Raw genomic sequence first — 21,537 nt, forward strand, 5'->3', positions numbered from 1 at the left:
TTCACCTCGTGTTCAAGCCCAGCAGACGCTGGGCGTAGTCGCGCAGTGGCGGCGCCAGCAAATCCTCCGGGCGCTGATCGTAGAACGTCAGAAAACCGCCCCGGTTGCGGATGCGTGCAGTGTCCACCAGGAAATTGGTGCTGGTTTCTACCAGCATCAGCTGGATCACGCCGCGGTCGATGCCCAGGCGGTCCAGCGCTTCCTGGTCCTCCCACTCTTCCGCCGTGCCTATGCGGTCGTCGGCGCTGGCGAAGCGGGCGTACAGCAGGTAGTGCGCGCCGAAGCTGCGCGCCTCGGCCATCGCCTCGTCCAGCCCGAGCGGACCACGTGCGCGTCGAACCATCGGAAAATATTCGACGAAACCGTTGAAGGCTTCCTCCGCGACGACATTGGGTCGCGGGTAGGCGCTACCGGGCGGAATAAAATGCCCCTGGACGATGTAGATGAAGGAATCGGGCTGCAGGCGCCGGTTATTGGCTCGCTCGGTGGCACTGTGATCGAGAATGCCGGCGTCGGCCAACTGATAGCGGGTGCCTTCGGCCATGTCGCTGACCTTCATGCAGCCACTCAGGCAAAGCAGCACCAACCACGGAATCATGCGTCGCATCGAATCTTCTCCTGGCGCCGGCGACGGGAAACCGGCGGATGGACGGTCAATGCAGCTTCCGCGCCATCACTACAACGGACCGAACATGCGGGGAGAAATTCAGCGGGCGAGTGGCCGCGCCACCCGCAGGAACCGCCCGCAGCCCTCAGGCAGCGGGCGTATCGCCGTCGCGCTTGCGCTTGTTGCCCATGCGCACTCCGATGTCCATGAGGAACTGGAAGAAGCCTTCCTGATCCTCCAGCACATTGCTCCAGAACGGCGAGTGGTAGAGCGCGACGGCGCCGTGCACTAGCGCCCATGCGGCGCAATAGTGGAAGTACGGCGGCACGTTCTCCAGCTTTCCCTCGGCGATACGGCCTTCGATCAGGCGGGTCAGACGCTGGAAGTTCGAGGCTCGAATCTTGTGCAGCTCCTCAATCATTTCTGGCACCTGGTTGCCCTTGACGACCTTCTCCTCGAGCCGGTCGAACAGCCGGTAGCGCTGCGGATCGCGCATGCGGAACTCGAAGTAGGCGCGCGACAGCGCTTCCTTGTCGTTGTCGAGTTTGTCCGAGTGGAACAGCTCGTTGAGGTCGCGCTCATAGTCGAGCATCAGGCGCAGGTAAATCTCCGCCTTCGACTTGAAGTGCTTGTAGATCGTGCCTTTGCCGATACCGACTGCGTCGGCGATCATCTCGACAGTGACGCTGTCTTCACCTTGCTCGAGGAACAGCTTGAGCGCGGTGTCGAGGATCTCCTGCTCACGGCGGCGGAATTCTCGGACCTTACGGGGTTCTTTCTGCATAGGAAGACTAAGGTGAAAATCGAAGCGGGATATTATGCCCAACCGGCCGCAAATTGCACGGAACATCCATCATGTATGCCTTTCAAGACGAGTTCCCGCAGGCTTCCGGCCTGCGTTATCTGAATCACGCCGCCGTCGCCCCCTGGCCAAAACGCGCGAGCCTGGCGATAAGCGCCTTCGCCGAAGAGAACGCCACGCACGGTGCCCGTGACTACCCGCAATGGCTGGACGTGGAACACCGCCTGCGCGAACGCCTGCGACGCCTGCTCAACGCGCCCGGCATCGCGGATATCGCGCTGGTGAAGAACACTTCCGAGGCGCTGTCCTTCGTGGCCTTCGGCCTCGACTGGCGCAGCGGCGATCAGGTGATCATCAGCGACGAGGAATTCCCATCCAACCGTGTCGTCTGGGAAGCGCTCAAGCCGCAGGGTGTCGAGGTGATCCAGGTCAGACTGGCCGGCAAGGACCCCGAAGCCGCGCTGCTCGCCGCCTGCGGACCACGAACGCGACTGATGGCCATCAGCGCGGTGCAATACGCCAGCGGACTGCGCCTGGACCTGCCGCGTCTGGGCCAGGGCTGCCAGCAGAACGGCGTGCTCCTGTGCATCGACGCCATCCAGCAACTGGGCGCCCTGCCCTTCGATGTCCAGGCCAGCCACTGCGCCTTCGCCATGGCTGACGGACACAAGTGGATGCTCGGCCCGGAAGGCCTCGGCGTGTTCTATTGCCGCCGCGATCTGCGCGACCAGCTGAAGCTGCACGAATACGGCTGGCACATGCTGGAGCACGCCGGCGACTACGACCGCGCCGACTGGGAACCGGCACGCAGCGCTCGCCGCTTCGAATGCGGCAGCCCGAACATGCTCGGCGCCATGGGCCTGGAAGCCAGCCTGTCGCTGCTCGAAGAAATCGGCATGGAGGCGGTGGGCAAGGCGCTGGAAGAGCGGGTGCAATGGCTGCAGGAAGGGCTGCAGGCAATTCCCGGGGTCCGCCTGCACAGCCCGCTAAACCCGGCCCGCCGCGCCGGAATCCTGACCTTCAGCCTGAACGGCTGCGACAACGCCGCCCTGTTTGCGCATCTGAAGGCTCATCAGGTCGTCTGCGCCCAGCGAGGCGCCGGCATTCGCTTGTCGCCGCACTTCTACACCGAAACGCGGGTAATCGAGGAGACCCTGAACGTGCTGCGTCAGAAGGTAGAGGGGTGAGTGCTCAGCAAACGTAGCGGTATTCCAAATCTGTTTAAAAAACGACCAGCATTCGCTGGACGCCACGCCGGCCTGGTCAATAATCCAATCACCGGATGCAGCGTTTTCCCCCGAACGCCGCACGGGCAGGCGCCGTGGACCGCGCGTCCTGATGCAACTCCTAAATGGTCTTGACCCGGATTCACCCCCAGAACCCGGGTTTTTTTTGCCTGCTCAGAACCGCGCGAGCGGGAACAGCCGCTTAAAGTTGGCCGTGGTCTGCTCGGCCAGCGTGTCGAAGCCGACCCCGCGCAGCTCGGCGAGGAACTCCGCCACTTCACGTACGTATTGCGGCAGGTTGGGCTTGCCGCGATGGGGGATCGGTGCGAGGTAAGGCGAATCGGTTTCCACCAGCAGGCGATCTGCCGGCACCTGCCGCGCCACTTCGCGCAGTGCATCGGCGTTGCGGAAGGTGACGATGCCCGACAGCGAGATGTAGAACCCGATATCCAGCGCCGCCTTGGCCATTTCCCAGTCCTCGGTGAAGCAGTGCAGCACGCCGGCCTGGGGCAGCGCTGCCTCGCGCAGCAGCGCGAGGGTGTCAGCCCGCGCTTCGCGGGTATGCACGATGACCGGCTTGCCGGTGATCTGCGCCGCGTGCAGGTGCAGCCGGAATGCCTGCCGCTGCAGCTCGGCCGCCTCCGGCTCGTAGTGGTAGTCCAGGCCGGTCTCACCGATGGCAGCGACGCGCGGATGCTCGAGTTCGGCCAGCAGCCAGTCGAGAGCCGGCGCGGCGCCGGGCTGGATGTCCAGCGGATGCACACCGACCGAACAGTGCACATCGGCATAACGCTCGGCCAGCGCCTTCACGGCCGCGGCGTTGTCCGCGCTCACGCCGATGCAGAGGAAATGTCCGACGCCGCGCGCGCGCGCCGCCTCCAGCGCGGCATCGAGAGAGCCGCCGTGGGCAGCCAGATCGAGGCGGTCGAGGTGGCAATGGGAGTCGACGAGCATGGCAAATCTACGAGGATGAGGAAGGTATAGCGGGCGCCAGCGGGTTGGGTTACATCGTGTGGGTCGGGCGATCGGACTTCAACGCGCCGGCGAGGTAGGTCTCGATCTTGTTGCGGGCGGTGTTGTCACCCTCGTTGAACTGCACACCTACACCGGCGGCACGGTTGCCCTGGGCACCCTTCGGCGTGATCCAGACCACCTTGCCGGCCACCGGAATCTTCTCCGGCTCGTCCATCAGGTTCAGCAGCATGAACACTTCGTCACCGAGCTTGTAGCTCTTGTTGGTGGGGATGAACAGACCGCCGTTCCGGATGAAGGGCATGTAGGCGGCATACAGCACGGATTTGTCCTTGATGGTCAAGGACAGGATTCCGTTACGCGGACCCAGGTTCGGTGGCAGGCTCATGCGGTATTCCAATGCGGTAGTTGACGCGATTCTAGCCCGGCCCAGGCAGGCTTGCCCACTGCACGAGGAGAGCCTCGAGAAGCAGCACACGGTTCAGGTTGGCTTTGCCGAGAACCTTCTGCCGCTGCGCCAACAGCCAGTCCTGCATCGACAACAGTTTGGCCTGCGGAGTTTTGTCCGCCAGGTACTGGACGACCTTGCGCATGTCCGCCGGTCCGAGCCCGCCTTCATCACGGGTCAGTTGATAACGCAGCATCAGCTGCGCCCACTGGTGGAACCAGTCGAACAGCAGTTGCAGCGGTACGGCATTCCAACCCTCGGCCAACTGGCTGGCGCCCTGCTGCTGCTTGAGCAGCTTCTTCACCCCGTCGACGACCTGCGCGCGCAGCTCGAGCACACCCTGCCCATGCAGGCGCTTGGCCGCCAGCGGCGAGCCGCCGGCCAGCTCGAGCAGTTCGGTGAGCATCTCCGGCGTCGCCTCGGGGACGTTGGCGGAGAGCCAAGCCAGACTCTGCTCGGCACTCGGCAGCGGGCAGGCCTGCTGTACGCAGCGACTCCTGACCGTGGGCAGCAGGCGGCTGGGCTGATGGCTGATCAGCAGCAGCACGGTGTTTCCCGAGGGCTCCTCGAGGCTCTTGAGCAGCGCGTTGGCGGCGTTGAGGTTCATCGCCTCGACGGGCTCGACGAGGATCACCTTGCGCCCGCCGAGTTGCGCCGTCTGCACCACGAAGGACACCAGCTCGCGCACCTGGTCGACCTTGATCGGCTTGTCGGCCTCTTCGGGCTCCAGCACGAAATTGTCCGGGTGGGTGCCTGCCGCCAACAGATGGCAGGCCTTGCATTGACCACAGGCATCGGCGCCCTGCGGTTGCAGGCAGAGCAGCCGCGCCATCAGCCGTTCGGCGAAGGCACGCTTGCCGATTCCGGCCGGGCCATGCAGCAGATAGGCGTGCGCATGCTGGCTGCGCGTGGCCATCTGCTGCCACAACGCGGCCTGCCAGGGAAAGGCTTCAGCCACGGGCCAACTCCAGCAGCTCGGGCAGCAGCCCATCGAGCGCGCGCTGTACGGCGTCCAGCGGCTGCGCCGCGTCGACGATGCGGTAGCGCGCCGGCACGGCGGCGGCGCGGGTTAGATAGGCCTGGCGCACCGCCTCGAAGAAGCCACGGCCCTCCTGCTCGAAGCGATCGAGCCGGCCACGCGCGGCGGCACGCGAGAGGCCGATCTCCACCGGCAGGTCGAAGATCAGCGTCAGTTGCGGGCGCAACTCGCCCTGGACGAACGCCTCGAGCTCGGCAATACGCGCCGTGGACAAGCCGCGACCGCCGCCCTGGTAGGCGTAGGTGGCATCGGTGAATCGATCGCAGAGCACCACGCAACCGCGCGCCAGCGCCGGACGGATGGCCTCGGCCAGATGCTGCGCGCGAGCGGCGAACACCAGCAGCAGCTCGGTATCGGCCGCCATGGGCTCGTCGCTGGGTGCCAGCAACAGCTCGCGAATGCGCTCGGCCAGCGGTGTGCCGCCCGGCTCGCGGGTCAGCAGCACTTCGACGCCGTTCGCCCGCAGACGCTCGGCGAGGTACTCGCGATTGGTGCTCTTGCCGGCGCCTTCCGGCCCTTCCAGGGTGACGAACAGGCCGCTCACGGGGCTTCCTTCTGCTGGGATTGCGGGGGAACGGGAATCGGCGCCGGACTGGAACGGTAATCGGCGCGGCGCTTTAACTGATACTCGCGTACCGCACGGTTGTGCGACTCCAGGTCATCGGAGAACAGGTGGCTGCCATCGCCCCGCGCAACAAAGTACAGGCTGCTGCCGGGCTCCGGATGCAGGGCGGCGTGGATCGCCTCGCGGCCGACCAGAGAGATCGGCGTCGGCGGCAGCCCGGCGACCATGTAGGTGTTGTAGGGGTTGGCCTCGCGCAGATGGGCCCGCGTCAGCTTGCCGTTGTAGCGCTCGCCCAGGCCGTAGATCACGGTCGGATCGGTCTGCAGCAGCATGCCCAACCCCAGGCGGCGGATGAACACGCCGGCGATCTGCCCGCGTTCGGATGGCACGCCGGTTTCCTTCTCCACCAGCGAGGCCATGATCAGCGCCTGGTAGGCGTCGGCGTACGGCAAGCCTTCGGCGCGCTGCGCCCATTCCTCGTCGAGCACCTGTTGCAGGCGCTGCCTGGCCTGCTTCAGCAGGTCGATGTCCTTGGTGCCGCGCACGTAGCGATAGGTGTCCGGGAAGAAGCGCCCTTCAGGATGTGCGCCGGATTCGCCCAGGCGCGCCATCAGCTCGCGGTCGTCCACGCCGGCGAGGGTCTGCTCCAGCTTGGTCTGTTTTTCCAGCGCCTGGCGCACCTGATGGAAATTCCAGCCCTCCACCAACGTCAGGCTGTACTGAACGACCTCACCGTGCTGCCAAAGGCGAAGCAGATCCGCGGCGCTCATGCCCGGCGTGAGACGGTACTCGCCGCTGTGCAGGCTCTGTCCGGACAGATTGAAACGCCAGTAGAGGCGAAGCCAGAACGAATCGCGCAACACCGCTTCGCTCTCCAGCTCACCCAGCAGGCCACCTGGCGTGCTGCCGCTGGGCACCTCGAGCAGGTGCTCCTCGGCGAGGGCCAGCGGCTGCTGCAGCGCCTCGCGTTGCCGCCAGCCGCAGAAACCCAGCGCAAGACCGCCGAGCAATACGCCAACCTCGAGCAGAATCAACAATTTGCGTATCACGAATCAGAAATCCAGAAGCGTGCGGAGGATGCCCTGCAGTTTACGGGTGAGCGCTCCGGCGGGCCAGACATGTCCCTCCAGACGGCGCACGGGCCAGATCCCGTACAGGCTGTTGCAGAGAAACACTTCGTCGGCAGCGAGCAACTCGTCGTAATCGACATCCCGGATATCAACCACGATCTGCTGTTCCGCCGCCTGCTCCAGCAGCCAGGCGCGCATCACCCCGGCGACACCGCAGCGGCTCAGCTCGGCGGTAATCAATCGGCCCTCGCGGACCAGGAACAGGTTGCTGAAAACCCCCTCCACCACCCGTCCCGACATGTCCCGCATCAGCCCCTCGGCATAGCGCGGCTCCTGCCACTCGCCACGGGCGATGACCTGCTCGAGCCGGTTCAGGTGCTTCATACCGGCCAGCAACGGCTGCTCGGCGAGGCGCGTGCGACAGGGAAACAGCTCGACGCCCTGAGAGACGTTGGCTTGCGCATAGGATGGCCAGGGACTGCCGAACAACAACCGGCGCGGCGTGGGCGCGCCAGGCGGGGCATAACCGCGGGCACCATCGCCGCGGGTGACGACCAGTTTGGCGACGCCCTCGCCCAGCTGCGTGGCGAAAGCCAACAGCTCGGCGCGCAGCAGCGCCTGATCGAGGGGGATGGACAGCCGTCGGCAGCCGTCGGCCAGCCGCGCCAGATGATGCTCGAGCAGACGTGGGCGTGCGCTGCGCACGGCGATGGTCTCGAAGAGCCCATCACCGTAGGCGAGGCCGCGATCCAGGCTGGACAGCGTCTCGCTGGGTCGACCGTCGACCCAGCGGAGCATCAGTCGGCGAACCGGCTGAACACCAGCGAGCCGTTGGTGCCGCCAAAGCCGAAGGAGTTGGTCAGTACGACGTCGATCGGCCGTGCCTTGGCCTGGTTCGCCACGAAATCGAGGTCGCAGCCCTCGTCCGGTTCGTCCAGGTTGATGGTTGGCGGTGCGACCTGGTCGCGGATCGCCAGCACGCTGAAGATCGCCTCGACCGCGCCCGCCGCACCCAGCAGGTGACCGGTCATGGACTTGGTCGAACTGACCGACAGCGCGTAGGCGTGATCGCCGAAGACGCTCTTGATCGCCATCGCCTCGGCGAGATCACCAGCCGGCGTGGAAGTGCCGTGGGCATTGATGTACTGCACCTGCTCCGGATTCAGCGAAGCGTCGCGCAGCGCGTTGCGGATGCAGCGGGCCGCACCGGCGCCGTCGTCCGGAGGCGAAGTCATGTGGTAGGCGTCACCGCTCATGCCGAAGCCGACCAGCTCGGCATAGATGGTCGCGCCGCGCGCCTTGGCATGCTCGAGCTCTTCCAGCACCAGCGCGCCGGCACCGTCGGACAGCACGAAGCCGTCCCGGCCCTTGTCCCAGGGACGGCTGGCGCGCTGCGGATCGTCATTGCGCGTGGACAGCGCCCGCGCGGCGGCGAACCCGCCGATGCCCAGGCCACTGGCGGCCATTTCCGAGCCGCCGGCGATCATCACGTCGGCTTCGCCATAGGCGATGTTCCGCGCGGCCATGCCGATGCAATGGGTGCCGGTGGTACAAGCGGTGGCGATGGCGTAGTTCGGCCCCTGGATACCCAGATGGATGGACAGGAAGCCGGACACCATGTTGATGATCGACCCGGGCACGAAGAACGGCGAAATGCGCCGCGGCCCCTGTTCGATCAGCGATTTGCAATTGTTCTCGATGTTGGTCAGGCCGCCGATACCGGAGCCCATGGCCACGCCGATACGCTCACGATTGGCATCGGTGACCTCCAGCCCGGAATCGCGAACCGCCTGGAAGCTGGCGGCCAGTCCGTACTGGATGAACAGGTCGATCTTGCGAGCTTCCTTGGCCGAGAGGTATTCCTCGACATTGAAATTCCTCACCGAGCCCCCGAAACGGGTGCTGTAGGCGGAAAGGTCCATGTGCTCGATGGGAGCGATGCCACTGCGGCCGGCGAGAATTCCTTCCCAGCTGCTCGGCACATCGGTCCCCAGCGGTGACAACATGCCCACACCGGTGACCACGACGCGTCTGCGCGACACTGCTATATCCTCTTCTTATCGTGCGCCCTGGAATGGCGCTTAAAGAAAAGCCGCACGCCCCGAAAGGCAGTGCGGCTTTTCCCAGTCGGAAAGTCGACGATTACGAGATCACTGCGCGTGCGCGTTGATGTAATCGATGGCTTCCTGAACAGTGGTGATCTTCTCAGCTTGCTCGTCCGGGATCTCGGTCTCGAATTCCTCTTCCAGAGCCATCACCAGCTCGACGGTGTCAAGAGAGTCCGCGCCCAGGTCTTCGACGAAGGAAGCACTGTTGGTCACTTCCTCTTCTTTGACGCCGAGTTGCTCAGCGACGATTTTCTTGACGCGTTCTTCGATGGTGCTCATGTTTTGTTTTCACTCCTAGTGGACAAGTCCCGGCAGCTGGGCTGCGGGTAAGTGTATAGAAAGGGTTTTCCGCTTTTCAAGCTGAACGCCACCGACCTTCCCTGAGCCGCACGACGCCGCCTATTCTACCAGCGATAATTGGGAGCGGATTCTAGACCGTTCCTGTGACAGATTCCTTAAGGATTCCGTCACATTAGCTCATGTACATGCCGCCGTTGACCGGAATGGTCGCACCAGTGACATAGGACGCGCCATCCGACGCAAGGAAAGCCACGACCTTGGCGATTTCCTCGGCTTGCCCCAGACGGCCCAGCGGAATCTGCCCAAGCAACGCGTCACGTTGCGCTTCCGGCAGTTCACGGGTCATGTCGGTATCGATGAAACCCGGCGCTACCGCATTGACGGTAATCGCCCGCGAACCGACTTCACGCGCCAGCGCGCGACCAAATCCCTCGAGACCGGCTTTGGCTGCGGCATAGTTGGCCTGGCCACCGTTGCCCATGGCGCCGACGACCGAACCGATATTGATGATACGGCCCCAACGCGCCTTGGTCATACCGCGCAGAACGGCCTTGGAGAGACGGAACAGGCTGTTGAGGTTGGTATTGATGACCTCGAACCACTCATCGTCCTTCATGCGCAACATCAGATTATCACGCGTGATCCCTGCGTTATTGACGAGGATCGATGGCTGGCCGAGATGCTGCTGGATGTGTTCCAGGGTGCTCGAGACCGAGTCGCTGTCGGTTACGTCGAGGACCAGGCCAGCGCCTTCGATGCCGTTCTGCTTGAGCGTTTCGGCGATGCGTTCGGCGCCGGCGGGCGACGTCGCAGTGCCAATGACGATCGCACCCTGGCGACCCAACTCGAGGGCGATGGCCTGGCCGATACCGCGACTCGCGCCGGTAACCAGCGCGACCTTACCTTGCAAACTCATACTCTTCTCCATGCTCAGGCCAGCGCCGCGCGCGTCGCAGCGAAGGCTTCGGGGGTATCCAGGTTATGCGTGCGGAGGTCTTTCACGCAGCGCTTGTTCAGGCCGCTCAACACCTTGCCAGGACCACATTCGACAAGATCGGTCACGCCCTGTCCTCCCAATCGAACGATGGACTCGACCCAGCGGACCGGGCTGTACAGCTGCGCCAGCAAGTCCCGCTGAAGCGTTTCCAAATCGACAGGCACCGCCGCACTGACGTTCTGCACCAGCGGAATGCTCGGCGCCTGCCAGGCAATCGCCTGAACCGACTCGGCAAAGCGCTCGGCAGCCGGTCGCATCAGCTCGCAGTGCGACGGAACGCTCACCGGCAGCGGCAGCGCGCGCTTCGCGCCACGGGCCTTGCAGGCTTCCATGGCGCGCGCCACGGCAGCCGCACCGCCCGCGATCACGACCTGGCCGGGAGCATTGAAATTCACTGCGCTGACCACTTCGCCCTGTGCCGCTTCGGCACAGGCAGCCAGAACGTCGGCGTCGTCCAGACCGATGATCGCCGCCATCCCGCCCTGCCCGGCCGGCACTGCCTGCTGCATCAACTGTCCACGACGCTCGACCAGCTTCACCGCTGCGGCGAACGGCAGGCTACCGGCAGCCACCAGGGCGGAATACTCGCCGAGGCTGTGCCCGGCAACGAAGGCGGGCGTGGCGCCACCCTCGGCCAGCCAAAGGCGCCAGAGCGCGATCGATGCCGCGAGGATGGCCGGCTGGGTTTTGTCGGTTTCGTTGAGACGCTCCACAGGACCCTGCTGGATCAAGGCCCAGAGGTCATAGCCGAGGGCATCGGACGCTTCGGCGAAAGTCTGCAGAACGGTTCCCGGCTGTGCGCCGTGCTCAGCCAGCATGCCGAGCGACTGCGAGCCTTGACCGGGAAATACGAATGCGAGGGGTGCGGACATTGCAACGGGCCCTTTTGGAATCTCTTATCGGAAAAACGCCCGACATGCAGTCCGCTTGCCGGCGTCGCGAATCATCTTTGGATGTCAGAGGATCGGAAACGGTCACACATCCTACAGCAACAGATCTTCGAGGCGCCCATGCAGACGGCGAGGCAGGTTCTCCCGCACCTCCACGACCGCGCAGCGAATAGCGCTTTGGAAACCCTCCTGTGCGGCGGAGCCGTGACTTTTCACCACGATGCCCTGCAACCCGAGAAAGCTCGCGCCATTGTGCCGGGCGGGCGCCAGCTCGGCCTGCAGCCGGCGCAGGAGCGGCAAGGCGAGAACCCCCACCAGCCGTGAGGTGACGCCCGATCGAAACAGCGCTTCGAGCCGCGACGACACGAGCGAAACCAGGCCTTCGCTGGACTTGAGCAGGATATTGCCAACGAAACCGTCGCACACCACCACATCGGCTTCTCCACGATAGAGACCGTCACCCTCGACGTAACCGATGAAGTTGAGCCCTTCCTCTTTCTGTAACAGGCTGGCGGCCAGCTTGACCTGCTGGTTGCCCTTGATCTCTTCGGTACCGATGTTGAGCAGCGCAACACGCGGATGCGGAGTGCCCAGGGCCTCGGCGGCGACCACGCCCATCACGGCGAACTGATAGAGGTGCTCGGCCGAACAATCGACGTTCGCACCCAGGTCGAGCAGATGACAGCTTCCGGTGCGGGTAGGAATGGCGGTGACCATCGCCGGACGATCGATACCCGGAAGAGTCTTCAAGAGGTGACGCGACAGCGCCATCAGCGCACCGGTGTTGCCGGCGCTGACACAGGCCTGAGCGTATCCGTCGCGCACCAACTCCAGAGCGACGCGCATGGACGAATCAGGCTTGCCACGCAATGCCTGGGACGGGCGTTCGTTGGTACCGACAACTTCCCCGGCATGCTTTATGTGCAGACGCGAGCGATCGACACCCGGATGGCGTGCAATGATTTCTTCGAGGAGAGCGGTCTGGCCAACGAGGACCACGTGAAGCGAGGGGGATTCAACCAGGCAGGCGATGCTGGCTGGAACAATGAAGCGGGGACCGAAGTCCCCACCCATTGCATCAATTGCGATGATCGGAGCGGACAAGATTACTCGTCGGCGCCCTTGTCGATCACTTTGCGACCGCGGTATACACCTTCCGGGGAAACGTGGTGACGCAGGTGAACTTCACCGGTGGTCTTTTCCACGGACAGGGCGTTCGACTCGAGACCGTCGTGCGAACGACGCATGTCACGGGCGGAACGGGATTTTTTGTTCTGCTGAACAGCCATACTGATTTAACTCCTAAACGTTTGGGTCACGCTTCAACTGGGCCAGTACGCTGAACGGGTTGGACCGCGAAACCTCGTCCTCGCTCGGTTCAGGCTCATCGAGCCCCGCCGGCGGCTGGCAATCTTCATGGACCGGAACGATAGGCAAGGCGAGCAGCAACTCATCCTCAACCAGCGTCAGCAGATCCAGGGGCTCCTCCCCCACCTCCAGCGCGTCATAGCCTTTCGGCACTGACTGGTCGGAAGCCCCTTCCTTGACCACGGCGTAAATGTATTCGCCATGGATCGGCAGAGCGGAGATCTCCAGACAACGCTGGCAGATCATCTTTACCTCAGCGCTGAACTCGCTGCGAATGAACGCAGCGCGACGCTCGTTGCGATCAAACACCAGCTTGACATGCACCGTACCGGCGTTATCAGCGAGTTGAGCGCTCAGACGCGGCAAGCTTGCCTGCTGCAGATCACCCTCAAGGGTGGTACCGCGATCTGCAAGCTTGCGTGGATCAACCTGAGGTGGAATCGGCCCATTCAACATAGGCGCGAGATTCTAGGGATGTAGGTCGTCGCTGTCAAAGAAAATCCACCCTGTCCGCTCTCGGATGCGATCGTTAGAATCCCGGCGAACAACAGGAGAAACGCATGCTGCCCTTGGTTCTCGCATCCAGCTCCGCCTACCGCCGCGAATTGCTCGAACGTCTGCGCCTGCCATTCAGTTGGTCCGCGCCGGCGATCGACGAAACCCGGCGACCTAACGAGGAAGGCGAAGCCCTGGTACTGCGCCTTGCCGAGGAAAAAGCGCGCGCCCTCGCCCACCTGCACCCACAACACCTGATCATCGGCTCGGACCAAGTGGCCGTTTTGGACGGACAGATTCTTGGCAAACCGATGAGTTTCGCTCGCGCCCAGGCGCAACTGCGTGGCGCCAGCGGCAGCAGCGTGGTGTTTCTCACCGGGGTGGCCCTGCTCAACACCGCCACCGACGAATGCCAGGTGGATTGCGTGCCGTTCACCGTGCACTTTCGCGAACTCGACGACGAACGGATCGAGCGTTATCTGGAAGCCGAAAGGCCCCTTGACTGCGCCGGTAGCTTCAAATCGGAAGGATTGGGCGTCAGCCTGTTTCGGGCGACCGAAGGCAGCGACGCGACGAGCCTGGTCGGACTGCCACTGATTCGCCTGGTGGACATGCTGCTGACCGAAGGCGTTCGGATTCCGTGATCCGCACGCCCTAGCCATATAAAGAAGCAGCGATCAGCGCAGCGAAGGACCCTGGAAGCCCATCCACATCGCCAGATTGTCGGCGACGCTGGCACCGATCTTCTTGGCGAAACGGTCGAAAGGCGTTTCCTCGACGGTGTAATCCTTTATTTCCTTCTCGCCGATGACTTCGCGCGCAACGTAACTGGTGCTGCCAAGGCCATCGATCAGGCCCAGTTGCAGCGCCTGTTCTCCCGACCAGATCAGACCGGAAAACAGTTCCGGATGATCCTTGTCCTTCAAGCGGTCGCCACGCCCCTTCTTCACACTGTCGATGAACTGGCGATGGGTCGTCTGCAAAACGCCCTGCCAGAACTCGGTTTCATCCGCCTTGGGTGGCTGGAAGGGATCGAGAAACGCCTTGTGCTCGCCGGAGGTGTAGACGCGACGATCGACCCCCAGCTTCTCCATGGTTCCCACGAAACCGAAACCCGCGGCAGTGACACCGATGGAGCCTACCAGGCTGGATTTATCGGCGTAGATCTCGTCGGCCGCACTGGCGATGTAATAGGCACCGGAGGCGCCCAGGTCGGAAATTACCGCATAGACCTTGATCGCAGGCTTGTCGGCGCGCAGGCGACGGATTTCGTCATAGATATAGCCGGACTGCACCGGGCTGCCGCCTGGACTGTTGATGCGCAGGATCACACCCTTGGTGCTTTCGTCCTCGAAAGCGGCGCGCAGGCTGCCAATGATGTTGTCTGCGCTGGCGGCCTCCTTGTCGGCGATCATCCCGCGCACATCGACCACCGCGGTATAGCTGCCGCTGGACGATCCGGCCTTGCGCAAGTTGAGCATCGGCGAAAACAGCGCCAGCATGCCGAACAGGTAGACGAAGGTCAGCAGCTTGAAGAAGATGCCCCAGCGGCGCGAGCGGCGCTGCTCCTGGACACTGGCGAGCAGTGCCTTTTCCAGCAGCTTCCAGCTCTTTTCGTCGACCGTGGAAGCCGAAGCCTTCCAATCATCCGACATTCTCGTACTCCTTGATCAGTGAGCCATTGGCGACGCCGTCGAACCAGCGGCGCAGTTCGGAAAACTCGTTGATGGCGAGCTTGGGAGCAAATGCGAGCAGCTCGCTCAGCGATTGGGCACCGTAGCCGACCGCCACCGAATCGATGCCCGCGCGGCGCGCCATGTCCAGATCGAACGACGAATCGCCGACCATCAGCGCCTTTTCCGGCGGCACGCCGCAGTGGGCAAGGATCTCGTTTAGCATCAGCGGATCGGGCTTGCTGGCCGTTTCATCGGCGCAGCGGGTGATCTCGAAGTAATCCAGCCAGCCATGCCCCGCCAGCACCCGATCCAGCCCACGGCGGCTCTTGCCGGTGGCGACCGCCATGCGCAGGCCACGCCGGCGAAACGACTCCAGACACTCGACCACCCCAGAAAACAAAGGAGATGGACGCATGTCCAGCGCCATGTAGCGCTCGGCGTAACGCTGCCGGAACACTTCCACCCGGCCGACCTCGACCAGCTCCGGATAAAGCGTGGCAATAGCCTCCGGAAGACCGAGCCCGATTATGCCCTTGATCGCCTCGTCACTGCGTTCGCCCAACCCGTCAAGACTCGCCGCCGCGCGCATCGAATCGACGATACGACCGATGGAATCGCACAAGGTGCCGTCCCAGTCGAAGATCAGCAGTTCGTAATCAGGCACCCAGGAGCTCCAAGGTGCGCTCCCAGACTTCATCCACCTCGGCCTCGACCTTCAACTCGCCACCCTCGGGCAGCGGCACGGTCAGCGCATAGGCATGCAGGAACAGCCGCTTGCCGCCCATTTCGCGGATCTCGCGGGTGAACTCCTCATCGCCGTACTTGCTGTCGCCCGCGATCGAGTGCCCCGCGTGCTTGGCATGAACGCGAATCTGGTGAGTGCGACCGGTGATGGGGCTGGCCTCGACGAGGGTGGCGAACTCGCCGAAGCGACGCAGCACACGAAACACCGTGAGCGCTTCCTTCCCCTCGGGATTGACCTCGACCATGCGCTCGCCGGACCGCAGGTTGTTCTTCAGCAAGGGTGCGCTGATCTTCTTCTTCGCCGCCGGCCAGTTGCCGCGCACCAGCGCCATGTAGCGCTTGTCGACACCGTCGCCGCGCAACGCCTCGTGCAGGTGACGCAGCATGCTGCGCTTCTTGGCGATCATCAGAAGGCCGGAGGTATCGCGATCCAGCCGATGCACCAGCTCGATGTCCTTGGCGTCGGGACGCAACTGGCGGAATGCCTCGATCACGCCATAGCTCAATCCGCTGCCGCCGTGCACGGCGATGCCGGCCGGCTTGTTCAGCACGATCAGGGCCTTGTCTTCGTAGACGATGGCTTTTTCGAGACGCTCAAGCAAACCCAGCGCCAAAGGCGCGGGCTCGTCCCGCTCAGCCATGCGCAGGGGCGGCACGCGCACGACATCCCCGGCCTGCAGCTTGTATTCGGGCTTGATCCGCCCCTTGTTCACACGCACTTCGCCCTTGCGAAGAATGCGGTAAATCAGGGTCTTGGGAACGCCCTTGAGCTGAGTGCGAAGAAAGTTGTCTATACGTTGGCCGGCAAATTCCGGCGAGACCTCCAGCAGTTGAACGCCAGTGGTCGGTTGGGCGGGAGTCGTCATCGCGCAATGATAGCAATTTTTCATGGAATTGAAGCACTTAATGATTACTGCTATAGTCCCGAACGCCGCCAAAAGCGGCCACGGCCTGGTGGACACCCGCTGAATCGTTCGTCCACCGCCGCTAGCAACCCATGCCAGGACGTGAGGCCGTCCGACGAAGTTACCCGCCGTATTGTCGCGAGCAGCTCGAAACCCAGCCTTGAGCCCATACGCGCTGCCCCGTAGGAGCATCGCGATAAATGAAAACCCGCTGCGGATTCTGCGAGCGGCACCCGATTTTCAAGGGATACGTGTAGGGTGGAGATGCACAATCATCGGACTGCGTAGCTTCAGGCTTTATTCAAGACGCTTCATCTCGTCCGCTGTCGATGATTGATTCCTCCTCCTGACAAAGTGCTTTTGTTCCGACAGAAGCAGGAGACGTCGTCGCGAACCCGGCCCCATTGGCCTGGCATCGCTGGACACTACAGCGGTAAGCCGCTGTTGACGCGCACCTGACACCGACCGCGAGAGTCGTGTGTGCCGAACGCCGTTTCCGGCAGCCCGGAAACCGAACGGTATTACATGAAAAGAATGCTGATTAACGCGACTCAACCCGAAGAGTTGCGTGTCGCGCTGGTAGATGGCCAGAAACTCTACGACCTCGACATCGAATCGGGCGCCCGTGAGCAGAAGAAGGCGAACATCTACAAAGGCCGAATCACCCGCGTAGAACCCAGCCTGGAAGCCGCCTTCGTCGACTTCGGCGCCGATCGCCACGGCTTCCTGCCCCTCAAGGAAATTTCCCGCGAATACTTCAGCAAGGCCCCCGAAGGCCGCGTGAACATCAAGGAAGTCCTCAAGGAAGGCCAGGAAGTCATCGTCCAGGTCGAGAAAGAAGAACGCGGCAACAAGGGCGCTGCCCTGACCACCTTCATCAGCCTGGCCGGTCGTTATCTGGTGCTGATGCCGAACAACCCCCGTGCCGGCGGCATCTCCCGCCGCATCGAAGGCGAAGAGCGCAATGAACTGCGTGAAGCGCTGAACGGCCTCGACGCCCCCGCGGACATGGGCCTGATCGTACGCACCGCCGGCCTCGGCCGCTCCAGCGAAGAACTGCAATGGGACCTCGACTACCTGCTGCAACTCTGGACCGCGATCAAGGAAGCTTCTGTAGGCCGTAGCGCACCTTTCCTGATCTATCAGGAATCCAACGTCATCATCCGCGCCATTCGCGACTACCTGCGCCAGGACATCGGTGAAGTACTGGTCGACAGCGTCGAAGCCCAGAACGAAGCGCTGAGCTTCATCCAGCAGGTGATGCCGCAATACGCCAGCAAGATCAAGCTGTATGAAGACAGCGTTCCGCTGTTCAACCGCTTCCAGATCGAAAGCCAGATCGAAACCGCCTTCCAGCGCGAAGTGAAGCTGCCGTCCGGCGGTTCCATCGTCATCGACCCGACCGAAGCCCTGGTGTCCATCGACATCAACTCGGCGCGTGCGACCAAAGGCGGCGACATCGAAGAAACCGCCCTGCAGACCAACCTGGAAGCGGCCGAAGAGATTGCCCGCCAGTTGCGCCTGCGCGACATCGGCGGCCTGATCGTCATCGACTTCATCGACATGACCCCAGCGAAGAACCAGCGCGCCGTGGAAGAAAAAGTCCGCGAAGCCCTCGAAGCCGACCGCGCACGCATCCAGATCGGTCGCATCTCGCGTTTCGGCCTGCTGGAAATGTCGCGTCAGCGCCTGCGTCCGTCGCTGCGTGAAACCAGCGGCATCGTCTGCCCGCGCTGCAACGGCCAGGGCATCATTCGCGACGTCGAATCGCTGTCGCTGGCGATCCTGCGCCTGATCGAAGAAGAAGCCCTGAAGGACCGCACAGCTGAAGTCCGCGCCCGCGTTCCGTTCCAGGTAGCCGCTTTCCTGCTCAACGAGAAGCGCAACGCGATCACCAAGATCGAGCTGCGTACCCGTGCACGCATCTTCATTCTGCCGGACGACCACCTGGAAACCCCGCACTTCGAAGTGCAGCGCCTGCGCGACGACAGCCCCGAGCTGCTCGCCGGCCAGTCAAGCTACGAAATGGCCGCGGTTGAGGAAGAGGAAGTCCAGCCGGTCAGCGCCACGCGCACCCTGGTTCGCCAGGAAGCAGTGGTCAAGACCGTTTCCCCCGAGCGCCCTGCCCCGGCACCGAGCGCTCCGGTCGCTGCCGCACAACCGGTCGCCAGCGCGCCAGAACCGAGCCTGTTCAAGGGCCTGGTGAAGTCCCTGGTCAGCCTGTTCGCCGGCAAGGAAGAACCCGTCGCCCAGCCCACCGAGCAGAAGCCCGCTGCGCAGCGTCCGCAGCGCAGCGACGAACGCCGCAATGGTCGTCAGCAGAACCGTCGTCGCGACGGTGGCCGTGACAACCGCGAGCCGCGTGAAGCGCGCGCCAACAGCGAAGAGCGCAAACCGCGCGAAGAACGCCAGCCCCGCGAGGACCGCGCACCGCGCGAAGAGCGTGCCCCTCGTGAAGAACGCGCACCTCGTGAAGCCCGCGAGCCACGTGAGGGCCAGGAAACCCGCCGCGAGCGCACGCCGCGCGAGCCGCGTGAAGCCCGTGGTGGCGAAGAGCGTCCGACCCGCGAACTGCGTGAGCCACGCGAGCCGCGTGAAGCCCGCGAGCCGCGTGAACTGCGTGAGCCCCGCGAGCCGCGTGAAGCCCGTGAACCGCGTGAAGAGCGCCAGCCACGCGAGGCCGGCGAAGGCCGTCGTGAACGCACCGAGCGCGCCCCGCGTGAAGAGCGTCAACCGCGCGCCGAGCAGCCGGTGGTGGCCGACGAGGAGCTGCTGAACAGCGAAGAAGTGGTAGAGGAAAGCAACGAAGGCAGCGATGACGACCGTCCGCGTCGCCGTTCGCGTGGCCAGCGTCGCCGCAGCAACCGCCGTGAGCGTCAGCGTGACGCCAATGGCGAGATCATCGAGAACGCCGAGGAAGGTGAAAGCGCGGAAACGTCGAACAATGCGCCTGCCGCTGCCGACATTGCCGTCGCGGCTGCCGTGGCCAGCTCGCTGGCTGCAGCGCCTGCCGAAGGCGACGAGCCGGAAAGCACTCCGGCCCAGGTCGAGGCTGCGCCTGTCGCCGACGACGCACCGGTTGCCGAAACCACCTACGTCCAGCCCATCGCCGAAGTCAGCGAGCCTGTTGCCGTGGAAGCTGCCGAAGCATCGGCGCAGACCCAGGACAGCGAGCTGCCCGCTCCGGTCGAAGCAGAACCGCTGGCGAGCGAAGCACCCGCCGCCGTCGAGCAGATCGTCGAGCCGGTCAGCGAGCCCGTCGTCGAAGCCCAGGCGCAGAGCGAGGCGGCCACCGTCGAAGCGGTCGCGCCGGTCATCGAAGCCCCGCAGGCTGAAAGTATCGTGATCGAACAGGCGGCCGGCGGGCGCGCACCGAACGATCCGCGTGAAGTGCGTCGCCGTCGCCTGGAAGCCGAGCGTCTCGCGCGTGAAGCTGCCGAAGCCGCCACCGTCGGCGAAACCGCCTCGCAGGTCGAAGTGCCCTCGGTCGGCGAAGCACAGCCCGAGCCGGTCGCCGAGTACGCGTCCGAGCTGGGTCAGGCGCCGGTCGCTGCCGAGCCGATGATCGAGGCCGAAGAACCGGCCGCACCGGTCGAAGCCATCCAGCCGGTGGCCGAGACCGAGATCGAAGTCGCCCCGCAAACGTTGGAAGCGCAAGCCGAACAGGCCGCTACCCGTCCACCGGAGCCGACCGAGGTCGAAGCCCAGAACGAAGACGAGGACAAACCGAAGGTTTGATCGAGTCCGAGTAACGAAAAAGGGGATGCCATTGGCATCCCCTTTTTTATTTCTCCGGCGGACGGTGCGCCAGACGCCAGGAGGCATCGCGATGAACGGACGAAGTCAGAGCAGGTTCGGTTCCATTTCCAGCTCGACGCCGAAACGCTCGGCGATATCCGCCTGGATGCTTCGTGCCAGCGCCAGCAACTGATTGCCGCTGGCCGCGCCGTAGTTCACCAACACCAGGGCCTGCAGACGGTGCACACCGGCATCGCCCTCGCGGAAGCCTTTCCAGCCGGCGCGATCGATCAGCCAGCCGGCCGCCAACTTCACCTGGCCATCGGGCTGCGCGAACGCCACCAGATCGGCATGCTCGGCACGAAGGCGGGCGGCCTGCTCGGCGCTCACCAGCGGGTTCTTGAAGAAGCTGCCGGCGTTGCCAAGCACGGCGGGATCGGGCAGTTTCTCGCGGCGAATGGCGCAGACCGCGCGGCTGACGTCCGCCGGCGTCGGCGCACTGACGCCCTGCTCCGCCAGCTTCTGCCGCAACGGGCCGTAATCGAGGTGCAGGATTGCGGTACGACTCAGGGCGAAACGCACGCGCAGGATCAGCCAGCGCCCGCTTTCGCGCTTGAAGCGGCTGTCCCGGTAGCCGAAGGCGCACTCGTCCAGGCTGAATTCGCGCAGTTCGCCGGTCTGCCGATCCAGCGCGGTCAGGCCGGCGAACACGTCCTTGATCTCGACGCCGTAGGCGCCGATGTTCTGCATCGGCGCGGCGCCGACCGTGCCGGGAATCAGGCTGAGGTTTTCCACGCCGGCCAGGCCCATGTCCAGGGTGGCAAGGACGAAGTCGTGCCAGGGTTCGCCGGCCTCCGCCTCGACCAGCACGTGCTGGCCATCGTCGACCAGTACACGAATGCCCCGGCTGGCCAGGCGCAGCACCAGCGCATCGACATCGCCAGTCAGCAGCAGATTGCTGCCGCCTCCGATGGGCAGCAGAGGCAGCCCCTCGTGCGCGGCGATCCGCAACGCCTCGCGCACCTCGTCATCGTTTCGCGCGTCGGCGAACAGCCGCGCCCGCACGTCGACGCCAAAGGTATTGAAGGGTTTGAGCGAAACATCGTGCTGCAGCGACAGGCTCACAACTGTGCCCTCAGGTCGGCGAGCAAGGCGGCACCGGCGCACTCGATGGGGTCGAGCACATGGTCGAAACCCTCGGCGCCGCCGTAATAGGGATCGGGAACGTCCTGTTCGGCCTGGCCGCAACGGCGCAGGAAAAGATCGAGTTCCGCCCGCGACGTGGCGGGGCGCTGCGCCTGCAGGTCGCGCAGGTTGCTCCGGTCCATCGCCAGGATCAGGTCGAAACGCTGGAAGTCGGCGACCTCGAACTGGCGGGCGCGGAGATCGTCGAGCACATAGCCCCGCTGCCGGGCCGCACGCGCGGTACGGCTGTCGGGCGCCTTGCCGACGTGCCAGTCGCCGGTGCCGGCGGAGTCGACCACGATCTCGTCCTGCAGACCGGCAGCGCGCACCTGATGACGGAACACGCCCTCCGCGGTCGGGGAACGGCAGATGTTGCCGAGGCACACGAACAGCACCTTCACG

Annotated in this window: 23 protein-coding genes; 3 read left to right on the forward strand and 20 right to left on the reverse strand. The window is 64.1% G+C overall.

What is annotated here, in order from left to right:
- Nucleotide 1: 1 nt before the first annotated feature.
- Both B2X67_RS08620 and B2X67_RS08625 read right to left on the reverse strand, forming a co-directional pair.
- The gene (locus B2X67_RS08620; protein WP_286785238.1) at nucleotides 2–607 is read right to left on the reverse strand and encodes a DUF4823 domain-containing protein; all 606 of its coding nucleotides are present in this window, start codon (nucleotides 605–607) and stop codon (nucleotides 2–4) included.
- Nucleotides 608–752: 145 nt separating this feature from the next.
- Entirely contained in the window at nucleotides 753–1,391 is a 639-nt protein-coding gene (locus tag B2X67_RS08625; RefSeq protein WP_090231251.1) for a TetR/AcrR family transcriptional regulator, read from the reverse strand.
- 71 nt (nucleotides 1,392–1,462) lie between these two features.
- Between B2X67_RS08625 and B2X67_RS08630 the strand changes: the two genes are divergently transcribed.
- Entirely contained in the window at nucleotides 1,463–2,596 is a 1,134-nt protein-coding gene (locus B2X67_RS08630) for an aminotransferase class V-fold PLP-dependent enzyme (protein ID WP_286785239.1), read from the forward strand.
- A 213-nt stretch (nucleotides 2,597–2,809) separates the two neighbouring features.
- Here B2X67_RS08630 and B2X67_RS08635 read toward each other — a convergent pair whose 3' ends face one another.
- The 13 genes from B2X67_RS08635 to B2X67_RS08695 form a co-directional block, all read right to left on the reverse strand.
- Nucleotides 2,810–3,589, reverse strand: coding sequence for a TatD family hydrolase (locus B2X67_RS08635; RefSeq protein WP_286785240.1), 780 nt, complete (start codon nucleotides 3,587–3,589; stop codon nucleotides 2,810–2,812).
- A 49-nt stretch (nucleotides 3,590–3,638) separates the two neighbouring features.
- Nucleotides 3,639–3,995 carry a PilZ domain-containing protein gene (locus tag B2X67_RS08640; RefSeq protein ID WP_090231254.1) on the reverse strand — a complete coding sequence of 119 codons (357 nt, stop codon included), beginning with the start codon at nucleotides 3,993–3,995 and terminating at the stop codon, nucleotides 3,639–3,641.
- 31 nt (nucleotides 3,996–4,026) lie between these two features.
- On the reverse strand, nucleotides 4,027–5,013 hold the full coding sequence (locus B2X67_RS08645) for a DNA polymerase III subunit delta' (protein WP_286785241.1): 987 nt from the start codon (nucleotides 5,011–5,013) through the stop codon (nucleotides 4,027–4,029).
- Nucleotides 5,006–5,638, reverse strand: a complete 633-nt coding sequence (gene tmk / locus B2X67_RS08650) for a dTMP kinase (RefSeq protein ID WP_286785242.1) — start codon at nucleotides 5,636–5,638, stop codon at nucleotides 5,006–5,008. Before tmk ends, B2X67_RS08645 begins: the two co-directional genes overlap by 8 nt.
- A complete protein-coding gene (mltG, locus tag B2X67_RS08655) occupies nucleotides 5,635–6,705 on the reverse strand; it encodes an endolytic transglycosylase MltG (RefSeq protein WP_376747743.1) in 1,071 nt (356 codons plus the stop codon). Before mltG ends, tmk begins: the two co-directional genes overlap by 4 nt.
- Nucleotides 6,706–6,711: 6 nt before the next feature.
- On the reverse strand, nucleotides 6,712–7,527 hold the full coding sequence (pabC, locus tag B2X67_RS08660) for an aminodeoxychorismate lyase (RefSeq protein ID WP_286785244.1): 816 nt from the start codon (nucleotides 7,525–7,527) through the stop codon (nucleotides 6,712–6,714).
- Complete coding sequence (gene fabF / locus B2X67_RS08665) at nucleotides 7,527–8,771, reverse strand: beta-ketoacyl-ACP synthase II (protein ID WP_273233097.1); 1,245 nt, start codon at nucleotides 8,769–8,771, stop codon at nucleotides 7,527–7,529. Before fabF ends, pabC begins: the two co-directional genes overlap by 1 nt.
- Nucleotides 8,772–8,879: 108 nt before the next feature.
- A complete protein-coding gene (gene acpP / locus B2X67_RS08670) occupies nucleotides 8,880–9,116 on the reverse strand; it encodes an acyl carrier protein (RefSeq protein WP_003283670.1) in 237 nt (78 codons plus the stop codon).
- Nucleotides 9,117–9,309: 193 nt separating this feature from the next.
- Nucleotides 9,310–10,053 (reverse strand): 3-oxoacyl-ACP reductase FabG, encoded by a 744-nt coding sequence (gene fabG / locus B2X67_RS08675; protein ID WP_282341598.1) that lies wholly within the window; start codon nucleotides 10,051–10,053, stop codon nucleotides 9,310–9,312.
- A 14-nt stretch (nucleotides 10,054–10,067) separates the two neighbouring features.
- Nucleotides 10,068–11,006, reverse strand: coding sequence for an ACP S-malonyltransferase (gene fabD / locus B2X67_RS08680; protein WP_286785245.1), 939 nt, complete (start codon nucleotides 11,004–11,006; stop codon nucleotides 10,068–10,070).
- Nucleotides 11,007–11,117: 111 nt separating this feature from the next.
- Nucleotides 11,118–12,128 carry a phosphate acyltransferase PlsX gene (gene plsX, locus B2X67_RS08685; RefSeq protein WP_286785246.1) on the reverse strand — a complete coding sequence of 337 codons (1,011 nt, stop codon included), beginning with the start codon at nucleotides 12,126–12,128 and terminating at the stop codon, nucleotides 11,118–11,120.
- A 2-nt stretch (nucleotides 12,129–12,130) separates the two neighbouring features.
- Nucleotides 12,131–12,313, reverse strand: coding sequence for a 50S ribosomal protein L32 (gene rpmF / locus B2X67_RS08690; RefSeq protein WP_090231262.1), 183 nt, complete (start codon nucleotides 12,311–12,313; stop codon nucleotides 12,131–12,133).
- A 13-nt stretch (nucleotides 12,314–12,326) separates the two neighbouring features.
- Nucleotides 12,327–12,848: a YceD family protein gene (locus B2X67_RS08695; RefSeq protein WP_282341603.1), complete on the reverse strand. Its 522-nt coding sequence runs from the start codon at nucleotides 12,846–12,848 to the stop codon at nucleotides 12,327–12,329.
- A gap of 104 nt (nucleotides 12,849–12,952) precedes the next feature.
- On the opposite strand from B2X67_RS08695, the gene B2X67_RS08700 reads away from it, so the two are divergent.
- Nucleotides 12,953–13,531 carry a Maf family protein gene (locus tag B2X67_RS08700; protein ID WP_286785247.1) on the forward strand — a complete coding sequence of 193 codons (579 nt, stop codon included), beginning with the start codon at nucleotides 12,953–12,955 and terminating at the stop codon, nucleotides 13,529–13,531.
- Nucleotides 13,532–13,564: 33 nt separating this feature from the next.
- Here B2X67_RS08700 and sppA read toward each other — a convergent pair whose 3' ends face one another.
- From sppA to rluC, 3 genes are read right to left on the reverse strand one after another with little or no spacing between them, the layout of a single operon-like run.
- The gene (gene sppA, locus B2X67_RS08705) at nucleotides 13,565–14,542 is read right to left on the reverse strand and encodes a signal peptide peptidase SppA (RefSeq protein WP_286785248.1); all 978 of its coding nucleotides are present in this window, start codon (nucleotides 14,540–14,542) and stop codon (nucleotides 13,565–13,567) included.
- Nucleotides 14,532–15,227, reverse strand: a complete 696-nt coding sequence (locus B2X67_RS08710; protein ID WP_282341607.1) for an HAD-IA family hydrolase — start codon at nucleotides 15,225–15,227, stop codon at nucleotides 14,532–14,534. The genes sppA and B2X67_RS08710 overlap by 11 nt, the downstream gene beginning before the upstream one ends.
- A complete protein-coding gene (gene rluC / locus B2X67_RS08715) occupies nucleotides 15,220–16,173 on the reverse strand; it encodes a 23S rRNA pseudouridine(955/2504/2580) synthase RluC (protein WP_286785312.1) in 954 nt (317 codons plus the stop codon). Before rluC ends, B2X67_RS08710 begins: the two co-directional genes overlap by 8 nt.
- A gap of 564 nt (nucleotides 16,174–16,737) precedes the next feature.
- On the opposite strand from rluC, the gene rne reads away from it, so the two are divergent.
- On the forward strand, nucleotides 16,738–19,950 hold the full coding sequence (rne, locus tag B2X67_RS08720) for a ribonuclease E (protein WP_286785249.1): 3,213 nt from the start codon (nucleotides 16,738–16,740) through the stop codon (nucleotides 19,948–19,950).
- Nucleotides 19,951–20,055: 105 nt separating this feature from the next.
- On the opposite strand, the gene murB is transcribed toward rne, so the two are convergent.
- The gene (gene murB, locus B2X67_RS08725) at nucleotides 20,056–21,075 is read right to left on the reverse strand and encodes a UDP-N-acetylmuramate dehydrogenase (protein ID WP_282341612.1); all 1,020 of its coding nucleotides are present in this window, start codon (nucleotides 21,073–21,075) and stop codon (nucleotides 20,056–20,058) included.
- Nucleotides 21,072–21,536 carry a low molecular weight protein-tyrosine-phosphatase gene (locus B2X67_RS08730; RefSeq protein WP_286785250.1) on the reverse strand — a complete coding sequence of 155 codons (465 nt, stop codon included), beginning with the start codon at nucleotides 21,534–21,536 and terminating at the stop codon, nucleotides 21,072–21,074. Before B2X67_RS08730 ends, murB begins: the two co-directional genes overlap by 4 nt.
- Nucleotide 21,537: the final 1 nt, after the last annotated feature.

It is taken from the genome of Pseudomonas sp. UBA3153 (assembly GCF_002364635.1).
Classification (GTDB): Bacteria; Pseudomonadota; Gammaproteobacteria; order Pseudomonadales; family Pseudomonadaceae; genus Pseudomonas_O; species Pseudomonas_O kuykendallii.

What these genes read in the sequence shown, in the direction of transcription:
- rluC (WP_286785312.1), bottom strand. Translation starts at nt 16,173, where the DNA reads ATGACGACTCCCGCCCAACCGACCACTGGCGTTCAACTGCTGGAGGTC.
- B2X67_RS08630 (WP_286785239.1), top strand. Translation starts at nt 1,463, where the DNA reads ATGTATGCCTTTCAAGACGAGTTCCCGCAGGCTTCCGGCCTGCGTTAT.
- B2X67_RS08640 (WP_090231254.1), bottom strand. Translation starts at nt 3,995, where the DNA reads ATGAGCCTGCCACCGAACCTGGGTCCGCGTAACGGAATCCTGTCCTTG.
- fabG (WP_282341598.1), bottom strand. Translation starts at nt 10,053, where the DNA reads ATGAGTTTGCAAGGTAAGGTCGCGCTGGTTACCGGCGCGAGTCGCGGT.
- B2X67_RS08695 (WP_282341603.1), bottom strand. Translation starts at nt 12,848, where the DNA reads ATGTTGAATGGGCCGATTCCACCTCAGGTTGATCCACGCAAGCTTGCA.
- B2X67_RS08700 (WP_286785247.1), top strand. Translation starts at nt 12,953, where the DNA reads ATGCTGCCCTTGGTTCTCGCATCCAGCTCCGCCTACCGCCGCGAATTG.
- rpmF (WP_090231262.1), bottom strand. Translation starts at nt 12,313, where the DNA reads ATGGCTGTTCAGCAGAACAAAAAATCCCGTTCCGCCCGTGACATGCGT.
- fabD (WP_286785245.1), bottom strand. Translation starts at nt 11,006, where the DNA reads ATGTCCGCACCCCTCGCATTCGTATTTCCCGGTCAAGGCTCGCAGTCG.
- acpP (WP_003283670.1), bottom strand. Translation starts at nt 9,116, where the DNA reads ATGAGCACCATCGAAGAACGCGTCAAGAAAATCGTCGCTGAGCAACTC.
- B2X67_RS08620 (WP_286785238.1), bottom strand. Translation starts at nt 607, where the DNA reads ATGCGACGCATGATTCCGTGGTTGGTGCTGCTTTGCCTGAGTGGCTGC.
- rne (WP_286785249.1), top strand. Translation starts at nt 16,738, where the DNA reads ATGAAAAGAATGCTGATTAACGCGACTCAACCCGAAGAGTTGCGTGTC.
- sppA (WP_286785248.1), bottom strand. Translation starts at nt 14,542, where the DNA reads ATGTCGGATGATTGGAAGGCTTCGGCTTCCACGGTCGACGAAAAGAGC.
- pabC (WP_286785244.1), bottom strand. Translation starts at nt 7,527, where the DNA reads ATGCTCCGCTGGGTCGACGGTCGACCCAGCGAGACGCTGTCCAGCCTG.
- B2X67_RS08625 (WP_090231251.1), bottom strand. Translation starts at nt 1,391, where the DNA reads ATGCAGAAAGAACCCCGTAAGGTCCGAGAATTCCGCCGCCGTGAGCAG.
- B2X67_RS08635 (WP_286785240.1), bottom strand. Translation starts at nt 3,589, where the DNA reads ATGCTCGTCGACTCCCATTGCCACCTCGACCGCCTCGATCTGGCTGCC.